General features: G+C 73.0%; 16 protein-coding genes. 6 read left to right on the forward strand and 10 right to left on the reverse strand.

All coding sequences use genetic code 11. The features are described 5' to 3' along the window. Positions 1 to 34 precede the first annotated feature (34 nt). From murD to rsmH, 7 genes are all read right to left on the reverse strand, one after another. Positions 35 to 1447, reverse strand: coding sequence for a UDP-N-acetylmuramoyl-L-alanine--D-glutamate ligase (gene murD / locus ACZ6AA_RS31695; protein ID WP_468449047.1), 1413 nt, complete (start codon positions 1445 to 1447; stop codon positions 35 to 37). Further along, on the reverse strand, positions 1444 to 2514 hold the full coding sequence (gene mraY / locus ACZ6AA_RS31700) for a phospho-N-acetylmuramoyl-pentapeptide-transferase (protein WP_016643657.1): 1071 nt from the start codon (positions 2512 to 2514) through the stop codon (positions 1444 to 1446). Before mraY ends, murD begins: the two co-directional genes overlap by 4 nt. After that, the gene (locus tag ACZ6AA_RS31705) at positions 2511 to 3932 is read right to left on the reverse strand and encodes a UDP-N-acetylmuramoyl-tripeptide--D-alanyl-D-alanine ligase (protein WP_468449050.1); all 1422 of its coding nucleotides are present in this window, start codon (positions 3930 to 3932) and stop codon (positions 2511 to 2513) included. The genes mraY and ACZ6AA_RS31705 overlap by 4 nt, the downstream gene beginning before the upstream one ends. Before the next feature lie 4 nt (positions 3933 to 3936). Beyond that, positions 3937 to 5649: a UDP-N-acetylmuramoyl-L-alanyl-D-glutamate--2,6-diaminopimelate ligase gene (locus ACZ6AA_RS31710; protein WP_471461731.1), complete on the reverse strand. Its 1713-nt coding sequence runs from the start codon at positions 5647 to 5649 to the stop codon at positions 3937 to 3939. Positions 5650 to 5729: 80 nt separating this feature from the next. Then, on the reverse strand, positions 5730 to 7742 hold the full coding sequence (locus tag ACZ6AA_RS31715; protein WP_468449054.1) for a peptidoglycan D,D-transpeptidase FtsI family protein: 2013 nt from the start codon (positions 7740 to 7742) through the stop codon (positions 5730 to 5732). 5 nt (positions 7743 to 7747) lie between these two features. Continuing rightward, positions 7748 to 8362 (reverse strand): cell division protein FtsL, encoded by a 615-nt coding sequence (gene ftsL, locus ACZ6AA_RS31720; RefSeq protein ID WP_471461737.1) that lies wholly within the window; start codon positions 8360 to 8362, stop codon positions 7748 to 7750. Between the two features lie 122 nt (positions 8363 to 8484). Further along, positions 8485 to 9441 carry a 16S rRNA (cytosine(1402)-N(4))-methyltransferase RsmH gene (gene rsmH, locus ACZ6AA_RS31725; RefSeq protein ID WP_468449058.1) on the reverse strand — a complete coding sequence of 319 codons (957 nt, stop codon included), beginning with the start codon at positions 9439 to 9441 and terminating at the stop codon, positions 8485 to 8487. A gap of 463 nt (positions 9442 to 9904) precedes the next feature. Between rsmH and ACZ6AA_RS31730 the strand changes: the two genes are divergently transcribed. The 4 genes from ACZ6AA_RS31730 (at position 9905) to ACZ6AA_RS31745 (ending at position 15625) form a co-directional block, all read left to right on the forward strand. After that, positions 9905 to 10468, forward strand: a complete 564-nt coding sequence (locus ACZ6AA_RS31730) for a beta-class carbonic anhydrase (protein ID WP_468449060.1) — start codon at positions 9905 to 9907, stop codon at positions 10466 to 10468. Positions 10469 to 10723: 255 nt separating this feature from the next. Beyond that, a complete protein-coding gene (locus tag ACZ6AA_RS31735; protein ID WP_468449062.1) occupies positions 10724 to 11740 on the forward strand; it encodes an AAA family ATPase in 1017 nt (338 codons plus the stop codon). Further along, positions 11740 to 13104, forward strand: coding sequence for a DUF58 domain-containing protein (locus tag ACZ6AA_RS31740; RefSeq protein ID WP_468449064.1), 1365 nt, complete (start codon positions 11740 to 11742; stop codon positions 13102 to 13104). The genes ACZ6AA_RS31735 and ACZ6AA_RS31740 overlap by 1 nt, the downstream gene beginning before the upstream one ends. A 106-nt stretch (positions 13105 to 13210) precedes the next feature. Continuing rightward, positions 13211 to 15625: a transglutaminase TgpA family protein gene (locus ACZ6AA_RS31745; protein ID WP_471461742.1), complete on the forward strand. Its 2415-nt coding sequence runs from the start codon at positions 13211 to 13213 to the stop codon at positions 15623 to 15625. A 273-nt stretch (positions 15626 to 15898) separates the two neighbouring features. Here ACZ6AA_RS31745 and ACZ6AA_RS31750 read toward each other — a convergent pair whose 3' ends face one another. The 3 genes from ACZ6AA_RS31750 to ACZ6AA_RS31760 form a co-directional block, all read right to left on the reverse strand. Then, positions 15899 to 16321 (reverse strand): DUF3040 domain-containing protein, encoded by a 423-nt coding sequence (locus tag ACZ6AA_RS31750; protein WP_468449068.1) that lies wholly within the window; start codon positions 16319 to 16321, stop codon positions 15899 to 15901. Positions 16322 to 16622: 301 nt separating this feature from the next. Then, positions 16623 to 17483, reverse strand: a complete 861-nt coding sequence (locus ACZ6AA_RS31755; RefSeq protein WP_471461746.1) for a class I SAM-dependent methyltransferase — start codon at positions 17481 to 17483, stop codon at positions 16623 to 16625. A gap of 615 nt (positions 17484 to 18098) precedes the next feature. After that, positions 18099 to 18626, reverse strand: coding sequence for an SAV_6107 family HEPN domain-containing protein (locus tag ACZ6AA_RS31760; RefSeq protein ID WP_468449072.1), 528 nt, complete (start codon positions 18624 to 18626; stop codon positions 18099 to 18101). Between the two features lie 186 nt (positions 18627 to 18812). On the opposite strand from ACZ6AA_RS31760, the gene ACZ6AA_RS31765 reads away from it, so the two are divergent. Both ACZ6AA_RS31765 and ACZ6AA_RS31770 read left to right on the forward strand, forming a co-directional pair. Then, on the forward strand, positions 18813 to 19655 hold the full coding sequence (locus ACZ6AA_RS31765; protein ID WP_471461749.1) for an ATP-binding cassette domain-containing protein: 843 nt from the start codon (positions 18813 to 18815) through the stop codon (positions 19653 to 19655). Continuing rightward, positions 19627 to 21711 carry a YhgE/Pip family protein gene (locus tag ACZ6AA_RS31770; protein WP_471461751.1) on the forward strand — a complete coding sequence of 695 codons (2085 nt, stop codon included), beginning with the start codon at positions 19627 to 19629 and terminating at the stop codon, positions 21709 to 21711. The genes ACZ6AA_RS31765 and ACZ6AA_RS31770 overlap by 29 nt, the downstream gene beginning before the upstream one ends. The last annotated feature ends 6 nt before the right edge of the window (positions 21712 to 21717 follow it).

Raw genomic sequence — 21717 nt, forward strand, 5'->3', positions numbered from 1 at the left:
TGCCGGGCGCCCCCGGACCACGCTGGGCCCGCCGTCAGGCGCTCGCGCCGAGTTCGCGGACGGCTGCCGCGAACGCGTCACCACGCTTGTTGTAGTTGGTGAACATGTCCATCGACGCACAGGCCGGCGCCATCAGAACGGTGTCCCCCGGCCGCGCGAGCCGCGCGGCCTGCCGTACGGCCTCGGACATCGCCCCAGTGTCCGTCCGGTCGAGGTCCACGACGGGTACTTCGGGCGCGTGTCGCGCGAGCGCTTCGCGGATCAGCGCGCGGTCGGCGCCGATCAGGACGACGGCCCTGAGGCGCTCTGCCGACTTGTCGACGAGCTCGTCGAAGGTGGCGCCCTTGGCGAGGCCGCCCGCGATCCACACCACCGACTCGTACGCCGCCAACGACGCCTCGGCGGCGTGGGTGTTGGTCGCCTTGGAGTCGTCGATGTACGCGACGCCGTCGACGTCGGCGACGTGCTCCATGCGGTGCGCGTCCGGCCGGAAGGCCCGCAGGCCGTCGCGTACCGCCGCGGCCTCCACGCCGAAGGCGCGCGCGAGGCCCGCCGCGGCCAGGGCGTTGGCGATGTTGTGCGGGGCGGGCGGCGAGACGTCCGCGACCTCGGCGAGCTCCTGGGCCTGCTTCTGGCGGTCCGGCACGAAGGCACGGTCGACCAGGATGCCGTCCACGACGCCCAGTTGCGAGGGGGCGGGCGCGGTCAGCGTGAAACCGATGGCGCGGCAGCCCTCTTCGACGTCGGCCTCGCGGACCAGGTCCTCGGTGGCCTTGTCGGCGACGTTGTACACGCAGGCGACCTGGTTGCCCTCGTAGATGCGGCCCTTGTCGGCGGCGTACGCCTCCATGGAGCCGTGCCAGTCGAGATGGTCGGGGGCCAGGTTCAGGACGGCCGCCGAGTGGGCGCGCAGGGAGGGCGCCCAGTGCAGCTGGTAGGAGGACAGCTCGACGGCGAGCACGTCGTAGGCGTCGTCTCCTTCGAGGACCACGTCCACGATGGGCGTGCCGATGTTGCCGACGGCCGCCGTGCGCAGCCCGGCCGCGGCCAGGATCGACGCGAGCATCTGCGTGGTCGTGGTCTTGCCGTTGGTGCCGGTGATCGCGAGCCAGGGCGCGGCGTCCGGGCCGCGCAGGCGCCAGGCGATCTCGACGTCGCCGACGACGTCGACGCCCGCCTCCGCGGCGGCCGCGAAGAGCGGCGATGACGGCTTCCAGCCGGGCGAGGTGACGACGAGGTCGGTGCCCTCGGGGAGCGTCTCGGCGTCCCCGAGGCGGACGGCGATCCCGGCGGCCGCGAGCTCGGCGGCCCGCGCCCGGTGGGTCTCGCCGTCGCCGCCGTCCACGACGGTCACCGCCGCGCCGAGGCCCGCGAGGGCGCGGGCGGCGCTGAGGCCGCTCACGCCGAGCCCGGCGACGGTGACGTTCCTGCCCTGCCAGCTGGTCACTTGGTGGCCGCCCACCCTGCGTAGAAGAGTCCGAGTCCGACGATCACGCACATGCCCTGGATGATCCAGAAGCGGACCACGACAAGGACTTCCGACCACCCCTTCAGTTCGAAGTGGTGCTGGAGTGGCGCCATCCGGAAGACGCGTTTGCCGGTGAGGCGGAAGGAGCCGACCTGGATGACCACGGACATGGTGATCAGGACGAAGAGGCCGCCGAGGAGCGCGAGCAGCAGCTCCGTGCGGGAGCAGATCGCGAGTCCCGCGAGCGCGCCGCCGAGGGCCAGCGAGCCGGTGTCACCCATGAAGATCTTCGCGGGCGAGGTGTTCCACCACAGGAAGCCGAAGCAGGCGCCCATCAGCGCGGAGGCCACGACCGCGAGGTCGAGTGGGTCTCTGACCTCGAAACACGCCTCCGGGTTGGTGAGGGTGTTCGCGTTGGCGCAGGACTCCTGGTACTGCCAGACACCGATGAAGGTGTAGGCGCCGAAGACCATCACGGAGGCGCCGGTGGCGAGGCCGTCGAGGCCGTCGGTGAGGTTCACGCCGTTCGACATCGCGAGGATCATGAACAGCGCCCAGACCACGAACAGGACCGGGCCGATCGACCAGCCGAAGTCCGTGACGAACGACAGCTTGGTGGAGGCCGGGGTCTGGTTGCGGTTGTCGGGCCAGTTCAGCGCGAGCACGGCGAAACCGATGCCGACGATCAGCTGGCCCGCCATCTTGGCCTTGGCGCGCAGACCGAGCGAGCGCTGCTTGACGATCTTGATGTAGTCGTCGAGGAAGCCGACCAGGCCCATGCCCGCCATCAGGAAGAGCACCAGCAGACCGGAGAGCGTGAACTCCCCACCGGTGATGAACTTCGTGAGGAAGTACGCGATGAGCGTGGCCAGGATGAAGGCGATGCCACCCATCGTCGGCGTACCGCGCTTGCTGTGGTGCTCGCGCGGGCCGTCGTCCCGGATGAACTGGCCATAGCCCTTGCGGGCCAGGAGCTTGATCAGCAGGGGCGTACCGACCAGGGTCAGGAAGAGCCCGATCACACCCGCGAAGAGGATCTGCCTCATCGGCCGGCGACCTCGCCCTCACTGGTGTTTTCGAGGAGGGCCAGCGCGACCCGCTCGAGACCGACCGATCTGGACGCCTTCACAAGGACGACGTCTCCCGGGCGCAGCTCGCTGCGCAGCAGGTCGATCGCCGCCTGTGCGTCGGACACGTGCACCGACTCCTCACCCCACGAACCCTCGTTGTATGCGCCCAGTTGGAGCCAGGACGCTTCCCTGCCCCCGACTGCCACGAGCTTGTTCACGTTCAGCCGGACGGCAAGGCGCCCGACCGCGTCGTGCTCGGCGAGCCCGTCGTCCCCGAGCTCGGCCATGTGACCGAGCACCGCCCACGTGCGCCCGCCCTCGGCCTGTGCGGCTCTGCCCATGGCCGCGAGCGCGCGCAGGGCGGCTCGCATGGACTCGGGGTTCGCGTTGTAGGCGTCGTTGACGACCGTCACGCCGTCCTGGCGCTCGGTGACCTCCATCCGCCAGCGGGACAGCGTGCCCGCCTCGGAGAGCGCGAGGGCGATCTCGTCCACGGACATGCCCAGCTCATGGGCGACGGCGGCCGCGGCGAGCGCGTTCGACACGTGGTGCTCACCGTACAGGCGCAGCCGCACGTCGCTGCACCCGGTGGGTGTGGTGAGCGTGAAGGCGGGCTGTCCGTTCTCGGTGAGCCGGACATTCTCGGCGCGTACGTCGGCGTCGGCGGCCTCTCCGAAGAGCAGCACCCGGGCCTTCGTACGGGAGGCCATCGCGCGTACGAGGGGGTCGTCGGCGTTGAGGATCGCGGCGCCGTCGGCCGGGAGCGCCTCGACCAGCTCGCCCTTTGCTTGCGCGATCTGCTCGCGGCCGCCGAACTCGCCGATGTGGGCGGTGCCGACGTTCAGAACGAGGCCGATCCGCGGCGGCGTCAGCCCGGTGAGGTACCGGATGTGGCCGATGCCGCGGGCGCCCATCTCCAGGACGAGGAACTTCGTCTCGTCGGTGGCGCTCAGCGCGGTCAGCGGCAGGCCGATCTCGTTGTTGAACGATCCCGGCGTCCACACAGTGGGCGCCTTGCGGCCGATGACCTGGGCGATGAGGTCCTTGGTGCTGGTCTTGCCCGCGGAGCCGGTGAGGGCGACGAGAGTGGCGCCGAGCCGGGCGACGACGTGCCGGGCGAGGGCGCCGAGCGCCGTCTGCACGTCGTCGACGACGACGGCGGGCACCCCGCACGGCCGCGAGGCGAGCACGGCGACCGCGCCCGCCCCCACGACCTGGGCGGCGTAGTCGTGCCCGTCGACGCGCTCGCCCACGAAGGCGGCGAACAGGCCGCCGGGCTCCACCTCACGGGAGTCCATGACGACCGGCGCGGTCACCTGGACCTGCGGATCCGGTATGTCGTACGTCTGCCCGCCGACGACGGTGGCGATCTCGGCGAGGGAGAGGGCGATCACAACTTCATCCCTGGGTTTGCTCGATAGCTTCGCGAAGCACCAGGCGGTCGTCGAAGGGACGGACCACCCCGGCGATGTCCTGGCCCTGTTCATGTCCCTTGCCCGCGACCAGGACGGTGTCCCCGGGCTCGGCGCGGGCGACGGCCGCGCGGATGGCGGCGGCGCGGTCCTCGAAGACGGCGACGTCACCGCGCTCGTGGGCGGGCACCTCGGCGGCGCCCGCGAGCATCGTCGCGAGGATGGCGAGGGGGTCCTCGCCGCGGGGGTTGTCGGACGTCAGTACGGCGGAGTCGGCGAGCCGGGCCGCGGCCGCGCCCATCGGCCTGCGCTTGGTCTGGTCGCGGTCGCCGCCGCAGCCGAGCACGATGTGCAGCTTGCCCTCGGTGACCTTGCGCAGCGCGCGCAGGACCGATTCGACGGCGTCCGTCTTGTGGGCGTAGTCCACGACGGCGAGGTAGGGCTGGCCGGCGTCGACGCGCTCCAGGCGGCCGGGGACGCCCGGCACGGCCCCGACGCCGTCGGCGGCCTGCTGCGGGTCGATCCCGGCGACGGCGAGCGACACGATCGCGGCGAGGGTGTTGGCGACGTTGAAGGGCCCGGCGAGCGGCGAGCGGGCGGCGATCCGATCGCCCTTGGGGCCGACGGCGGTGAACGTGGAGTCGAGCGGCCCGACTTCGACGTCCTCGGCCCGCCAGTCGGCGTCCGGGTGGCCCTCGGCGGAGAAGCTGGTGACGGGGACCTCGGACTCGGTGAGGAGGCGGCGGCCGTACTCGTCGTCGAGGTTGACCACGCCGAGCCGGGCGCGCCGCTTGGTGAACAGCTGCGCCTTGGCCCGGAAGTAGTCCTCCATGTCGGAGTGGAACTCCATGTGCTCCGGGCTGAGATTGTTGAAGACGGCGACGTCGAAGACGCAGCCGTCGACCCGGCCGAGCACGAGCGCGTGGCTGGAGACCTCCATCGCGACCGCCTCGACGCCGCGCTCGCGCATCACCGCGAACAGCGCCTGCAGATCGGTGGCTTCGGGCGTGGTCCGCTCGGACTTGATGCGCTCCTCGCCGATGCGCATCTCGACGGTGCCGATGAGCCCGGTGGCGCGGACGCCCTTCAGACCGCCCTCGATGAGGTACGCCGTGGTGGTCTTGCCTGACGTGCCGGTGATGCCGATCTGCAGCAGGTCGCGGCCCGGGTGGCCGTACACCGTCGCGGCCAGCTCGCCCATGCCGCCGCGCGGGTCGGCGACGACGAGCACCGGGAGCCCCGTGGCGGCGGCGCGGTCGGCGCCGGTCGGGTCGGTGAGGATCGCGGCGGCGCCGAGGTCGGCGGCCTGGGCGACGAAGTCGGCGCCGTGCATGCGGGCGCCGGGCAGGGCCGCGTAGATGTCGCCGGGGCGCACCGCGCGCGAGTCGTGGGTGATCCCGGTGATGGCGGCGTCCGTGCCCGGGGCCGCGGCCCCCAGCTGATCGGCGAGCTCCGCGAGGGGGGTGGCGGAGACCTGGGTCGGCCTCGGCGGTCCCGGGTAGGTCACGGGAGCGTCCTTCTGGGTGGTTTGGGACTGATCAGCGTGTGGCACGGCGGTGAGCGTACCGGGCGCACCCCCGTTGGGGCCAAAAGGCAGGGGGCCACGCGCGGTGCGGCCGGGCGGGGGCAACGGCGGCACGGAGGTGGCGGCACGGTGTGTCGCGGGCCGGTTCCCCGGGTCCGGGGTGATGGTCGTCACGGGCTGTTCCTGTCCGGCTGTGCGCTCCAGGGCGTGATCGGTGGGTCGGCTCGGCGTCGCGTCGGCCCACCGGGCACGTCCTAGCCGCCGTTCACGGGTCGGCCGGGGGTCTCCGGCCTGCCGGGGTCGTAGGTCACCGGGAGCGGGGCGGGGGGCTTGCCGGTGGGCGGGGCCTGGAGCGTCTTGAGGGCGAACTGCATGACCTTCTTGTAGATGGGGCCGCAGATCTGGCCGCCGAAGTAGCTGCCCTTCGTGGCGTTCTGGATGACGCAGTAGACGGTGACGCGCGGCTTGTCGGCGGGCGCGAAGCCCGCGAAGGACGAGGTGTAGCCGCGGTAGCGGCCGGTCTGCGGGTCGACCCGGTTGGCCGTGCCGGTCTTGCCCGCGACGCGGTAGCCGGGGATGCGGGCCTTGGTTCCGGTGCCTTCCTCGTCGTCGACGACGGACTCCAGCATCCGTGCGACGGTCCGCGCGGTCTTCTCGCTGACCACGCGGGTCTTCTTCGGCGCGGGCGCGGGCGTGAAGCGGCCGTCGGGCCCCTTGGTGCCGCGCACCAGCGTCGGCTCGACGCGGACGCCGCCGTTGGCGATGGTCGAGTACACGGACGCGGCCTGCATGGCGTTGATGGAGACGCCCTGGCCGAAGGGGATCGTGAACTGCTGCGAGGTCGACCACTTGTCGGGCGGCGCGAGGATGCCGGAGGTCTCGCCGGGGAAGCCGAGCCCGGTCTCCTTGCCGATGCCGAACTTCCGCAGGTACGTGTAGAGGGTCCGGTTGACCTCCCGCTGCGTCTTGCCGAGTTCGCCGGTGGCGAGGATGGTGCCGATGTTGCTGGACTTGGCGAGCACGCCGTTGAGCGTGAGGTACCAGGTCGGGTGGTCGATGTCGTCCTGGAAGAGCCGGTCGCCGCGGTGCAGGCGGTTGGGCACGGTCACGCGGGTGCCGGGGGTGGCGGCGTTCTCCTCGAGGACGGCGGCCATCGACATGACCTTGGCGGTGGAGCCGGGTTCGTAGGCGTCCTGGAGGGCGGCGTTGCCGAGGCTGGCGCCGCGGGCCTGGGCGAGGTTGTTGGGGTCGAAGCCGGGCGCGTTGGCCATGGCGAGGACCTCACCGGTGCGGGTGTCCTGCACCAGTACGTAGCCGCGGTCGGCCTTGGACTTGCGCACCTGCTCGGTGATGGCGTCCTGGGCGGCCCACTGGATGTCGCGGTCTATGGTCAGCTCGACGTCCGAGCCGGGCACGGCGGGCTTCTCGGTGCTGCCCGCGGTGGGCACCTGGCGGCCGCCGGACTGGGCGTAGCGGATCTCGCCCTGCTTGCCCGCGAGTTCCTTGTCGAGCTGCTGCTCGACGCCGCCGCCGCCCTTGCCGTCGGCGTTGACCCAGCCCAGTATCCCGGCGGCCAGGCCGTCGTTGGGGTACACGCGCTTGCTGGTGGGCACGGCGAAGACGCCCGCGAGGACGTTGACGGCCTTGGGGTCGGCGCTCGCCTTGTCGGCGAGCGCGGAACGCAGGTCCTTGATCTGCTTCCAGACCTGGGGTGCCTCACGGCGGGCCAGGAGCGTGAAGCGGGTCTTGGGCGTCCGGAGCTTCTTGGCGAGTTCACCGGCGTCCGCGTCGAGGATCGGCGCGAGCAGCCCGGCGGCCTGCTCGGGCGCGTCGCCGGTCTTCGTCTCCTTCGGCGTGAAGAGGGTGGGGTCGGCGGTGATGTCGTACGCGTCCACGCTGGTGGCGAGTTCGACGCCGCCGCGGTCGGTGATGGCCCCGCGCTCGGCGGCCAGCTTGTGGGTGGAGTACCGGTTCTTCTCGGCCTTCGCGGCGTAGGTGTCGGCGTCCACGGCCTGCACCTGGAACAGCCGCACCACGAACGCCAGCATCACCAGGGTCAGACCGAGGCTGACCATGCGCAGGCGTGGCCTGGGGCTGCCCAGGCGGATGGTCTTGGCCTGGGGTGCCTTGGGCGGCCTCGATCCGGACGGGCGGGGGCGGCGCGAGGCGGGCGGGCGCGCTCCGGGTCCGCTGCGGCCGCCGGGGCGGGCGGGCCGCGCCGGGCCGGGGACCCGGCGGCGTGGGGGTGGCGGTTGGCGGTCCGTCACTTACGTCACCTGCCGGGGGTCGTGGGGGCGGGCCTGGCGGGAGGGGCCGGGGGTGGGGGCGGTGCGGAGGACGGAGGTGCCGGAGGTGCCGGAGGTGCCGGGGGCGCGGCGGCGGGGGCGCTCGGGGAGGTGGCCGCGACGGGCCCCGGCGCGGGGGCGGTCGGGGACGGGACGGCCGGGGACGGGGCGGCCGGGAGGTGCGAGGGGCCGGGGACCGGGACGGGGCGGCGGGCCGCCGACTCGCGCAGCGCGGAGCCGGGGGCGACGCCGGGCTTGCCCCGGACGGTGCCGTCGGGGCTGAGGAAGGCCGGGTCGCCGCCGGGGACCATGCCGAGCTCGCGGGCGCGGCGCTGGAGGGCGTCCGGGGCGGCGTACTCGTCGACGTCCTTCTGGAGCTCCTGCTCCTCGTCGGTGAGCTCCTGCGTCTCCTTCTTCAGCTTGGTCAGCTGGAAGGAGCCCTCGTTCAGCGAGGAGTTGAGGATCAGGAGCGTGATGAGGCCGCCGCCGAGGAGCAGCACGACCAGGAGCACGAAGGGCGTGCGCGCGGCCTGGCTCGGGCCCGCGGGCAGCAGCCGGGCGAGCCGGGCGGCCCTCCCCCGCAGCTCGGGCTTCTTGCTCATACGGCCTCCTCGCGGACGCGGCTCACGGGGCCTCTTCGGTGGGGCCGCTCGGCGGGCCCGCGGTGCGGCCGCGCCCAGGGCCTTCGGTGCGGCCGTTCACGGGGCTTCCCCGCCGCGGCCGCTCACAGGGCTTCCTCGCGGATGCGCAGCGCACCCCGCAGCCGTGCCGGAGCGGCCCGGCGGTTCTCGGCGATCTCTTCCTCGGTGGGCAGCTCGGCGCCGCGGGTGAGCAGCTTGAGCCGCGGCTGGTACTGCTCGGGCACGATCGGCAGGCCGGGCGGCGCCGTGGTCGCGGCGCCCGCCGCGAACACCTGCTTGACCAGGCGGTCCTCCAGCGAGTGGTACGACAGGACGGCGATGCGGCCGCCGACGGCGAGCGCCTTCACGGCGTCGGGGATGGCCCGCTCCAGGACGCTCAGCTCGCCGTTGACCTCGATGCGCAGGGCCTGGAAGGTGCGCTTGGCCGGGTTGCCGCCGGTGCGCTTGGCGGCCTGCGGCAGGGAGTCGCGGATCAGCTCGACGAGCCGGGCGCTGTTGCTGAACGGCTCCTTGTCGCGCTCGCGCACGACGGCGGAGACGATCCGCTTGGCCTGCTTCTCCTCGCCGTACGCCCGCAGGATCCGCACGAGTTCACCGGCGGGGTAGGTGTTGAGGACCTCGGCGGCGCTGATGCCGGTCGTCTGGTCCATGCGCATGTCGAGGGGGGCGTCCTGGGCGTAGGCGAAGCCTCGGTCGGCCTCGTCGAGCTGCATGGAGGAGACCCCGAGGTCGAACAGGACGCCCTGCACGCGCGGGACGCCGAGCCGCTGCAGTACGTCGGGCAGCTCGTCGTAGACCGCGTGCACCAGGGTGGCCCGGTCGCCGTAGGGGGCGAGCCGCTCGCCGGAGAGGCGCAGCGCTTCCTTGTCGCGGTCCAGGGCGATGAGGCGGGCCGAGGGGAAGGCGGCGAGCAGCGCCTCGCTGTGGCCGCCCAGGCCGAGGGTGCAGTCGACGACCACCGCTCCCGGCTCCGCGAGCGCCGGGGCCAACAGGTCCAGGCACCGCTGGAGCATCACCGGGACATGTCGGGCAGAACTCAATGCACCCTCTCAGGGTCCGGCGCGGGTGGCGCCCGCACAGCCGGGTCCCCGCCCGCTCATGAAGGGGAATCCGGCCCGCCGGCGCCGGGGAAGGGGCGTCGGCCGACCGGGAGCGGGAGGAGGCCGAGCCGTACGTACGCGCCGCGCACGTGGGGACTCAAGAAATCTCCGGAACGGTCCGGTGGAAAAGCTCCGGGCCGGTCCAGCGGGAAGCGGACTCCACTCCCGCTTCGCGTCACTTTAGTCCACCCTGTCTCGCGGTCAATCAACCGGCCTGCGCGGCGCGGCCCGGCCGACCGGGAAGCCGCCGTCCGGGCACGTCACCGGTTCGGACGCGCCCCGCGGCACCGGTTCGGACGCGCCCTCCGGGCCCCTGTGGGTTACCTCACAACAACGCCCTATGGCGTTCTTTGTCCGCTCTCACCGCAGGCCCTCACCGCGCGTGACCACTACCGTCATAGTCATGACGACTTCCGCATCACTCCCCACGAATTCCGAAGACGCCATACCCACGACCGGCGCACGCGAGGACGGCACCGTCACCGACCGCCTCGTCGAGGCCAACGAGCGGTACGCCGCCGATTTCACCGACCCGGGCATGGACGCCCGCCCCGTGCTGCGCGTCGCCGTGGTCGCCTGCATGGACGCCCGCCTCGACCTGCACGACGCCCTCGGCCTGGAGCTGGGCGACTGCCACACGATCCGCAACGCGGGCGGCGTGGTCACCGATGACGTGATCCGCTCCCTGACCATCAGCCAGCGGGCGCTCGGCACCCGCAGCGTGGTCCTGATCCACCACACCGGCTGCGGCCTGGAGTCCCTCACCGAGGAGTTCCGGCAGGACCTGGAGAACGAGGTCGGGCAGCGGCCGACGTGGGCGGTGGAGTCGTTCCGCGACGTCGACCAGGACGTGCGCCAGTCCATGCAGCGCGTGCGGACCTCGCCCTTCCTGCTGCACTCCGACGACGTCCGTGGATTCGTGTTCGACGTGAAGACGGGGCTCCTCCGCGAGATCGACCCTGCGTGACCGTCGTCTGTTGGGTACCGGACAATCTCCGGTACCCAAAAGGCGACAAGCCCCGACATATCGCCGCCAGTTGTCCACAGGCGAGTGACACGAACCGGTAAGCCCAACAAGAATGCCTGTGTGGCGTCGCGCTGAACCTTTCACGCGTGGCGTCCGTGTTTCGGGGTGGGCCGGTCCGCACGCGAGCGTTCGGCCCGGGAAAAAGAAGAAACCTGTGCTCCTTGCCGAGCGTGGGGAAGGGCCGAGGAGGGCCGGGTGACGACCTATGACGATCGAGCGAGCCTCACAGATCTGACCACGACCGCGGAGCGTGTCCGCAGGTCGATCGAGGGTGTGATCGAGGGCAAGCCGGAGGTCGTACGGCTTTCGCTGACCGTGCTCCTGGCGGAGGGGCACCTGCTCATCGAGGATGTGCCGGGCGTGGGCAAGACCATGCTCGCCAAGGCACTCGCGCGGTCCATCGACTGCTCGGTGCGGCGTATCCAGTTCACGCCGGACCTGCTGCCTTCGGACATCACGGGCGTGTCCATCTGGGACCAGCAGCGCCGTGACTTCGAGTTCAAGCCGGGAGCGATCTTCGCGCAGATCGTGATCGGCGACGAGATCAACCGCGCGTCCCCGAAGACGCAGTCCGCGCTCCTGGAGTCCATGGAGGAGCGCCAGGTCACCATCGACGGGCAGACGTACGAACTGCCCAGCCCCTTCATGGTGGTGGCCACGCAGAACCCGGTCGAGATGGAGGGCACCTACCCGCTGCCCGAGGCGCAGCGCGACCGTTTCATGGCCCGCGTCTCGATCGGCTATCCGGCCCCGGAGGCCGAGCTGCAGATGCTGGACGTGCACGGCGGCGTCTCGCCGCTCGACGACCTCCAGCCGGTGGCGCACGCCCACGACATCGTGAAGCTCATCGACGCGGTCCGCACGGTCCACGTCGCCGACTCCGTGCGCAGATACGCCGTCGACCTGGTCTCGGCCACCCGCAGCCACCCGGACCTGCGCCTGGGCGCCTCCCCGCGCGCGACGCTGCACCTGCTGCGCGCGGCCAAGGCCTCCGCCGCCCTCAGCGGCCGCGAGTTCGCCCTGCCGGACGACGTGCAGGCACTCGCCGTCGCGGTCCTCGCCCACCGCCTGCTGCCCACGGCCCAGGCACAGCTCAACCGGCGCACGGCCGAGGCCGTGGTCCTTGAGATCCTCCAGCGCACCCCCGTCCCGGCGACCCAGCAGCCCGGCCAGGGCTTCTTCGGCCAGCCGCCCGGCTCGCGGAGGCTGTGATGGCCGCCGGGGGGCCTGCCGCGCGCGCCGAGGACGACCGGGGCGGCCTGCGCACGGCGCTCGCCGGACTGACCACCCGCGGCCGCTCCTTCTTCGCGGCGGGCATCGCCGCCGCCGTGTGCGCCTATGTCCTCGGGCAGAGCGACCTGCTGCGGGTCGGCCTGCTCCTCGCGGTGCTCCCGCTGGTGTGCGCGGCCGTGCTCTACCGCACGCGCTACCGCGTCGCGGGCAGCCGCCGCCTCTCCCCCGCGCGCGTGCCCGCCGGTTCGGAGGCGCGCGTGCACCTGCGGATGGACAACGTCTCGCGGCTGCCCACGGGCCTGCTGATGCTCCAGGACCGGGTGCCCTACGTCCTTGGGCCGCGCCCGCGCTTCGTGCTCGACCGGGTCGAGGCGGGCGGCCGCCGCGAGGTGTCCTACCGGGTGCGCTCGGACCTGCGCGGCCGCTATCCGCTCGGACCGCTCCAGCTGCGCCTGACCGACCCGTTCGGCATGTGCGAGCTGACCCGCTCCTTCTCGACGTACGACACCCTGACGGTCGTCCCGCGCGTGGAGGCACTGCCGCCGGTGCGGCTCACCGGCGAGGCCAAGGGGTACGGCGACGGACGGCACCGCTCCCTTGCGCTCGCCGGGGAGGACGACGTCATCCCGCGCGGGTACCGCTACGGCGACGACCTGCGCCGCGTCCACTGGCGCTCCACCGCGCGCTACGGCGAGTTGATGGTGCGCCGCGAGGAGCAGCCGCAGCGCTCGCGCTGCACGGTGCTCCTGGACACCCGGGACGTCGCCTACCAGGGCGCGGGCCCGGACTCGGCCTTCGAGTGGGCGGTGGCGGGCACCGCGTCCGCCCTGGTGCACATGCTCGAACGGGGCTTCTCGGTACGGCTCCTGACGGACACCGGCAACTCGCTCCCGGGCGAGGGCGCGGACGGCTTCGCGGGCGCGAGCCAGGAGTCGGCGGACGCGGCCGGGCTCATGATGGACACGCTCGCCGTCATCGACCACTCGGACGGCGCGGGCCTCTCGCGCGCGTACGACGTGCTGCGCGGCGGGAACGAGGGGCTGCTCGTGGCCTTCCTCGGCGACCTGGACGACGAGCAGGCCGCGGTGATCGCCAAGATGCGCCAGCGCAGCGGCGCAGCGGTCGCCTTCGTCCTGGACAGCGCGGCCTGGACCCAGGGTTCCGTGCCGGCACCGTCGGCGGCGGCACAGCACTCGGTGCGGCTGCTCAACGAGGCGGGCTGGACGGCGGTCGCGGTGCCTCCGGGGGTCGCCCTGGTCGACCTGTGGCGGCAGGCGGACCGCCTGCGCACCACCGCGGGTCCCGCGCCGACGGCGGGGACGACGGCCGGGGGCTGGTCATGAGGGGGCGCCCGGGAGCGGGTGACTCCGAGGACGGCTCCGCGGGCGCGCGGCCCCAGGGCCGCCGGTACGACTACGAGGGGTTCTCGGTGAGCCCGGGGGGTGCTTCATGAGTGGGCGTACGCGGCTTGCGCTGTGTGCCACCGCCGCCACGCTGATGGCGTCGGGCGCGCTGCTGCCGCTCGTCGACACATCGGGCTGGCTCGTCCAGGCGGCGATCCTGCTGGCGCTGCAGAGCGGGGTCGGCGCGCTCGCCCGGCGGGTCCCGCTGGCGCGGCCGGTCACGGTGGCCGTGCAGGCCCTGGTGACGCTGCTGCTCCTGACGCTGGTGTTCGCGCGGGAGCAGGCCGTCGCCGGGGTGATCCCGGGTCCTGAGGTCTTCCGACACTTCAGCACGCTGCTGGAAGCGGGCGGCGACGACGTGGGGCGGTACGCGATTCCGGCGCCGCTCACCGACGGCATCCGCCTGATGGTGGTCGGCGGTGTGCTCGTGGTGGGCCTGGTGGTGGACGCCCTCGCGGTGACGTTCCGCACGGCCGCACCGGCCGGGCTGCCGCTGCTCGCCCTGTACTCGGTCGCGGCCGGGCTCTCCGGGGACGGCGCCGGGTGGCTGTGGTTCCTGCTCGCCGCGGCCGGTTATCTGCTGCTGCTCCTCGCCGAGGGCCGGGACCGGCTCTCGCAGTGGGGGCGGGTCTTCGGCGGCTCGGGGCAGGCCCCCGGGCGGGTCTCGGCCGGGCTCGACTCCGAGGGCGGCGCCATCGCCCCGGTCCGCACGGGCCGCCGCATCGGCGCCGTCGCCCTCGGCATCGCCCTGGTCGTGCCGCTGGCGCTGCCCGCCCTCGACGGGGGCCTGCTCGACGGCTCGGACGGGCCCGGGGGCGGCGACGGGGGCGGGGGCGGCACGATCTCCGCGGTGAATCCGCTGGTCGCGCTCCAGGACAGCCTGAACCAGCCGGAGGACCGCGAGGTCATCTCGTACCGCACGAACGCCAAGAACACCCAGGACCTGTATCTGCGGATCGTCTCGCTCGACAAGTTCGACGGCACGACCTGGCGGACCACGGTCCGGGACATCTCGGATGTGCCGTCGCGCCTGCCGGACCCGCCGGGCCTGTCCCCCGAGGTCCGCAGGACCGAGATCCAGACGAACATCTCGGCCGACGACCGCTACGCGCAGAACTGGCTGCCGATGCCCTATCCGGCAAGCCAGGTCCGCATCGAGGGACGCTGGCGGTACGAGCCGGTGGGCCGCGCCCTCGTCGGGGACCGCGGCCAGACCACCCGGGGCGCGCAGTACAGCGTCAACAGCCTGGTGGTGGAGCCGACGGCCGAGCAACTGGCGTCGGCGCCCGCGCCGCGGTCGGACCTCGCCCGGGAGTTCACCAAGGTGCCCGGCTCGCTGCCGTCGGTGGTGGCGTCCACCGCGCGGGAGGTCACCGAGGGGTCGGCGAACGACTACGAACGCGCGGTGAAGCTGCAGGACTGGTTCGCCTCGGAGGGCGGCTTCACGTACAACACGCAGGTCCGCGCGGGCAGCGGCCCGTCCGCCATCGCCCGCTTCCTGGACCAGAAGGAGGGCTTCTGCGTCCACTTCTCCTTCGCCATGGCGTCGATGGCCCGCACGCTCGGCATCCCGGCGCGCGTCGCGGTGGGCTTCACCCCGGGTTCCGCGCAGTCGAACGGCACCATGTCGGTCGGTCTGCGGGACGCCCACGCGTGGCCCGAGCTGTACTTCGAGGGGGTGGGCTGGACCCGGTTCGAGCCGACGCCGAACCGCGGCTCGGTGCCCGAGTACACCCGTCCGGACACCCCCTCCGAGGACTCCGACGCGTCGGCCGTGCCCGAGCCGTCCGCGTCCACGGCGCCCTCGCCGACGCCCTCGCAGTCCCAGGACTGCGCGCGTGACCTGCAGCAGCAGGGCGGCTGTACGAGCGCGATGCCGCAGCTCACGGGCGGTTCCGACGACGGAGGGCCGCCGCTCGGCTGGATCGTCGGCGGGACACTCCTCGCGCTGATCGTCCTGGTGGTGCCCGCGCTGCCCATGCTGTGGCGGGCTCGGGTGCGCGCGGTGCGGCTCGGGAGCGGCGGGCGCACGGAGGCGGACGCGGCCGCGCGGACCCTGGCGGCCTGGCAGGAGGTCACCGACACCGCCTGGGACCACGGCATCACTCCGGACGAGTCGCAGACACCGCGGAAGGCGGCCGCCCGGATCGTCCGGGTCGGCGGGCTCGGCACGGGCCCCGCGGAGTCGGTGCACCGGGTGGCGGCGGCGGTGGAGCAGGTCCTGTACGCGCCCCGGCCGCAGCCCGCGCCGGGTCTCGGCGACGATGTGCGCCGCCTGCGGGACGGACTGCGCGCCTCCGCGAGCCGGACGACGCGGCTGCGGGCGACGCTCGCCCCGCGTTCGGCCGCCCGGGTGGTGTGGGCGGCGTCGGACCGCTGGGCAGCGCTGAGCAGCCGCTGGTCGCAGTGGGCGGTCAGGCGCTGGGAGGCGCTGAGGAGGCCTGCGCGACAGGGGGGCTAGGCCTCTCCGGCCGGGGGAGGACGGGATGTCCGGCCCCCGGCTTGTGTGAGCAGATGAAGCGGCGCCCGGTCCATGGCCGGGCGCCGCTTCATGGGGTGCTGAGGGCTCGGCGCTGGGGGCGCGGGCAGCCGGGCGGGCGCGGACATACGTGTGGGGGGTGACCGATGCGTTTCGGTCACCCCCCACAGGTACGTCGTGGAGGTCGGCGTGTGGACGCCTGCCGACGGGCCGCTGTGCGTCCCGGGGTACGCCCGCAGGGCGCGGCCGGACGGGCTACTGGCCGCCCTGCTGCTCGTCCCTGCGGCGCTGCCAGCGCTGTTCGATGCGGTCCATCATGGAGCGGCGCTGCCGGGACTGCTGTCGGCGGCCGGGTGGCGCACCGGGGGCCGCGGCCGCCGCTGCTCCGGGTGCCTGCTCTCCAGGCTTGGGCGCCTTGCGCCAACCAGTGACGGCGAGCACCGCACACCCCAGCATGACGAGGAAGCCCACTACGCTCACCCAGATCAGCTGGGCGACCATTCCGGCCATGAGAAGGGCAATGCCCACCAGGAAGCCCGCGACCGCTTGGTAGACCCGCTTCCGGGTGTACGTACGCAGCCCGCTTCCCTCAAGCGCTGTCGCGAACTTGGGATCTTCGGCGTACAGCGCTCGCTCCATCTGCTCGAGCATGCGCTGCTCGTGCTCCGAGAGCGGCACGGAGTCCTCCTCATCGTGCAGTCGCCGGGGCGACCGGGGGGTCCCCTTCAGGATAGGCAGGGAATCGCCCCCGTGAAACCCGCCCCTCTGCGCCAACTTCGCCAAACCGGACCGTCAGGTCGCTCCGGGTCGCTGAAGCCTGCATTCCCCAGCGGCCGGTCCGTCATGCCGGACGGTGTCCCTCGATCATACGGCGCCGGTAGCCCGTTCGGGGGGCCTGTGGCGTACTCCATGTGCGGCTGCGTCGCTGATCAGCGAGCCGATCCCAGCCGTCACAGGGGCCTCAGGCGCCGGTCGGCGCTCAGGCCCCGTCGGCCTCGGTGTCCGCTGCCGCCCCCGCCGTCTCGCCCAGCACATGCAGTTGGGTGGCCACGGAGTGGAAGGCGGACAGCTCGGCGGCGGCGGCCTCCAGCTTGAGCAGCGCCTCCAGGGCGCCGGGCTCGGTGTCCACGAGGACGCCGGGGACCAGGTCGGCGAAGACGCGCACGCCGTGCACGGCGCCGACGTGCAGGCCCGCGCCCTCGACCAGCTCGGTCAGCTGGTCGGCGGTGAAGCGGCGCGGCACCGGGTCGCCCTCGCCCCAGCGCCCGGCCGGGTCGTCGAGGGCCCGGCGGGCCTCGCTGAAGTGTCCGGCGAGCGCGCGGGCGAGCACGGCGCCGCCGACGCCCGCGGCGAGCAGGCTGAGCACACCGCCGGGGCGCAGGGCGCTGACGGCGTTGCGCACGCCCTCGGCCGGGTCGTCCACGTACTCCAGGACGCCGTGGCACAGCACCGCGTCGTAACCGCCGCGCTCGACCACGTCGAAGAGGCCGTGCACATCGCCCTGCACTCCGCGCACGCGGTCGGCGACTCCGGCCTCGGCGGCGCGGCGCTCCAGCGCGAACAGGGCGTTCGGGCTGGGGTCGACGACCGTGACGCGGTGGCCGAGGCGGGCGACGGGCACGGCGAAGTTGCCGCTGCCTCCGCCGGTGTCGAGCACGTCCAGGGCGGCCGCGGCGTCCTGCACCTGGCCCGTGGCCTTGATCCGGCGGTCGAGGGCGTCCTTGAGGACGTCCCAGACCACGGCGGTGCGCAGCGAGGCGCCCGGACGAGGGGGGTCGGAGCGCGGTGACGCCGTCTGCGTGGGGCGGGGGGAGACGGGCGGGCGCATCGGGTCCGACACGGCAGTTGACTCCTCGGCGCGGCTCCGCCTGGGTACGGCGGGCTGTTCGGGTGCGGGCGCCTCCACCCTATTGCCTTCGCGGCCGTGCCCCGTCATCCGTCCCACGGGTCGGTCGGTGCGCGTCCGCGCGGGTCAGCGAGGGTCGGGGCGCCTTCAGTCACGCCCCTGCCCCCCTTCAGCGGCACCCTTGCTCCCGGCTTCAGCCGCGGCCTTGTCCTGCCTTCAGCCACGCCCCTGCTCCCGCCTTCAGCGGCAGCTTCGGCTTCGGCTTCGGCTTCGGCTTCGGCTTCGGCTTCGGCTTCGGCTTCGGCTTCGGCCCAGCCTTGCCCCTCCGCTTCGGGCTCGCCCCGGCCCTCGGTCCCGGTTCGGGCTCGCCCCGGCCCTCGGTCCCGGCCAGACCATGCCCCTCGGTCCGGGCCGCATCACGCCCCTCGGTCCCGGCCGCGCCACGCCTCTCGGTCCGGGCCGCGCCATACCGCTCGGTCCCGGCCGCGCCATGCTCCTCGTCCTGTGCCCCGGACTCACCTCGGCCTCAGCCCCGGACTCCCCCGGCCCCGGACTCACCTCGGTCCCGGCCCCGGGCTCCCTCCGCTTCGGCCCCCGTACCCCCTCCGCTCAGCCGCCGTCCGGCGACTCCTTCCTCGGCTGGGGCAGCACGGGCTGGAGGACGAGCATGCGCTCGACCAGGCGCAGGAACATCGCCACGTCCCGCAGCAGGTCGTCGGCGTCGCGGACGGTCGCGGCGCCCTCGATGCCCGCCTCGGCGCGGGCCCTGCGGGCGGCGCCGGAGGCGAACAGGGCGCTCCACTCGGTCAGTTCGGGTGCTATCTCGGGGAGCACTTCCCAGGCGCTCCGGATGCGCTGCCTGCGGCGTGGGTTGAGCTCGGGGCGGCCGCGGGCGGCGAGGACCGCGGCCGCGGTGCGCAGGGCGGCCAGGTGGGCGGTGGCGTAGCGCTCGTTCGACGTGTCCAGGTGGGCCGCCTCGTCGAGTCCGGCGCGGGCCTGGGCGAGCAGTTCGAGGGCGGCGGGCGGGGCCGAGGCCCGGCGGAGCACCGGGTGGACGTCGCTCGCGGGACCGGTCAGTGAGGGGGCAGGGCCGAGGGCGCGGCGCCGGCGTGCGGCTGCGGCGTGAGAACTGGCCATGACGAACCTCCTGTCGTCTGAGTGACGGCGCAGTGGCCGTATGTGCCCATCGTGGAGTACGCCACTGACAATCCGCCCTGACCAGCACTTTTGCCTCGATCGAAGGTTCGGGATAGTTTTTGCACTGACCAGTCAGTTCAAAAACTCGGGCCCGCCGGGCCCCCGGGAATCGGACGAGGGGGGACCGTGGACGGTCCGCACGGCGCCGCCGTCAGCGCGGTGGACTTCGGGCTCAAGGGGCCGCGGGGCTGGGCGTTCCGCGGCGTCGGGATCACGGCCGGGCCCGGGTCGCTGATCGCGATCGAGGGGCCGTCCGGCTCCGGCCGGACCTGTCTGCTGCTCGCCCTCACGGGCCGGATGCGGTCCACCGAGGGCGCGGCGACCGTCGGCCGCCACCGGCTGCCCAAGCAGTTGGCCGCCGTGCGCCGGATCAGCGGGCTCGGCCCCGTTCCGGGCGTCACCGACCTCGACCCCGCCCTGACCGTGGCCGAGCACCTGCGGGAACGGGCCTTCCTGGAGCGGCGGTTCGAGGGCTCACTGCGTGGCCTGCTGCGGCCGCGCAAGGAGCGGGCGACCGAGTCCCGGCTGCGGATCGACACCGCGTTGCGGGCCGCCGGACTCGACGTCGAGGCGCTGCCCAAGGGTTCCCGGACCGCCGTACGCGACCTGGAGCGGCTCGAAGCGCTGCGGCTCTCCGTGGCGCTCGCCCTGATCGCGCGGCCCCGGCTGCTCGGCGTCGACGACACCGACCTCAAGCTCTCGGACGCCGAACGGGAGGCCGCCTGGGACCTGTTGAGGTCCATCGCCGCGAACGGCACGACCGTCGTGGCCGTGTGCAGCGAGGCCCCGGAGGACGCGGTCGTCGTATCGACAGCCCCGCGCGCGGAGGCCGACGTACGCGACACAGCTGGTACAGCCGATACGGGCGACGTACGCGACACGACCGACACGACCGACCACAGCGACGACACCGACACCGACGACGACAAGGAGACGGCCGATGCGGTCGCCGAAGCTCGCCGCGCTTGAGCTCAAGCGCTTCGGCAGGGGCAGGCTGCCCCGCGCGGCCCTCGTGGCGCTCCTGCTGCTGCCCCTGCTGTACGGCGCGCTGTACCTGTGGTCCTTCTGGGACCCGTACGGCCGCCTGGACAAGATCCCCGTGGCCCTCGTGAACGACGACAAGGGCGCGACCGTCGACGGCAAGAAGCTCACGGCGGGCGACGGCATCGCCGAGCGGCTGCTCGACAGCAAGACCTTCGACTGGCACGAGGTGAGCGCCGCGGAGGCCCGCGAGGGCGTCGAGGACGGCACGTACTACCTGTCGCTGACGATGCCGTCGGACTTCAGCAAGCGGGTGGGATCCAGTTCCGGTGACGCCCCGGAGACGGGCGCTCTGAAGGTCCGTACGAACGATGCCAACAACTACATCGTCGGGCAGATCTCGCGGACGGTCTTCTCCGAGGTGCGCACGGCCGCGTCCACGAAGGCGTCGCGGAACATGCTGGACAAGATCTTCATCTCGTTCTCCGACATCCACGGCAAGACACAGAAGGCCGCCAAGGGCGCCGACAGGCTCGAAGGCGGCATCGGCAAGGCCAAGAAGGGCTCCAAGGACCTCGTCGACGGCCTGAAGAACGCCAAGACCGGCAGCGGGGACCTCGCCTCGGGCGTGCGGAAGCTGCACACCGGCGCGGGCGACCTGGAGGACGGCTCGCGCCGGGTCGCGGACGGCACGCAGAAGCTGGCCGACCGCGTCAACGGCGACGCCGCCAAGGTGCGGCCGTACCTGAAGGACAACGGCAAGGTGCTCGGCGACAGCGCCCAGCTCGTCGCCGACTCCTCCCGCGCGGTACGGCACAACCTGAAGACCCTCGTCGAGAGGGCCCCCAAGGCGGCGACCGAGGCCAAGGAGGCGTCGGCCACCCTGAACGGCCTCTACGAAGAGCAGTGTCAGCAGCTCACCGACGCCCCCACCTGGTGTCCGAAGCTGAAGAAGGCCAAGGAGGTCGCGGCCGACGTCTCGACCGTCGCCGGGGACGTCGACACGCTCGTCAAGGACCAGAACGGCGACCTGAAGAGCCTCGACACGAACCTCGCCACCCTCCAGAAGAAGGCCCAGGGCCTCGCCGACCGCGCCCCGCACCTGGACGAGAACCTGGAGAAGACCGTCAGGGACGTCAACGCGCTCAACACGGGCGCCTCAGACGTCGCCAAGGGCGCCAAGAAGCTGCACACGGGCCTCGGCACGGCCAAGACCGGCGCCGCGGACCTGGACACGGGCGTCGACAAGCTGAAGACGGGCGCGACCGACCTCGACGGCGGCATGTTCAAGCTGGCCGACGGCTCCCAGGAGCTCGCGGGCGGACTGCACGACGGCGTCAAGAAGATCCCCGACTACGACAAGCAGGACCGCGACCGGCGCACGGACGTCATGGCCGACCCGGTGCAGCTCGCCTCCCAGTCGCTGCACAAGGCGCCCAACTACGGCACGGGTTTCGCCCCGTACTTCATCCCGCTGTCCCTGTGGGTCGGCGCGATGGTGGCGTACATGCTGATCCAGCCGCTCAACCGGCGCGCGCTCGCCGCGGGCGCCCCCGCCTGGCGCATCGCGCTCGCGGGCTGGCTCCCCGTCGCCGCCCTCGGCACGCTGCAAGTGGCGGCTCTGATGTCGGTCCTGCACTGGCGCCTCGGGCTTCAGATGGAGCGGGCGGCCGGGACGATCGGCTTCCTGATCCTGGTGACGGGCTGCTTCGCGGCGATCGTGCAGTGGCTGAACGCACGCTTCGGAGCGGCCGGACGGATCCTCGTCCTTGCCTTCCTGATGCTCCAGTTGACCTCCGCGGGCGGCACGTACCCGGTGCAGACGAGCCCGACGTTCTTCGGCGCGATCCACCCGTACCTGCCGATGACGCACGTCGTCGACGCCCTGCGGCGGCTCATCACGGGCGGCGGCCTGGGACCGGTGTGGACGGCGTGCGCGGTGCTCGCGGCCTTCACCGTGGGCGCGCTGGCGCTCACCGCCGTCTCCGCGCGCCGCAAGCAGGTGTGGACCCTGGACCGGCTGCATCCGGAGCTGAGCCTGTGAACGCCG

The sequence above is a fragment of the Streptomyces sp. NPDC040610 genome, from assembly GCF_055594065.1.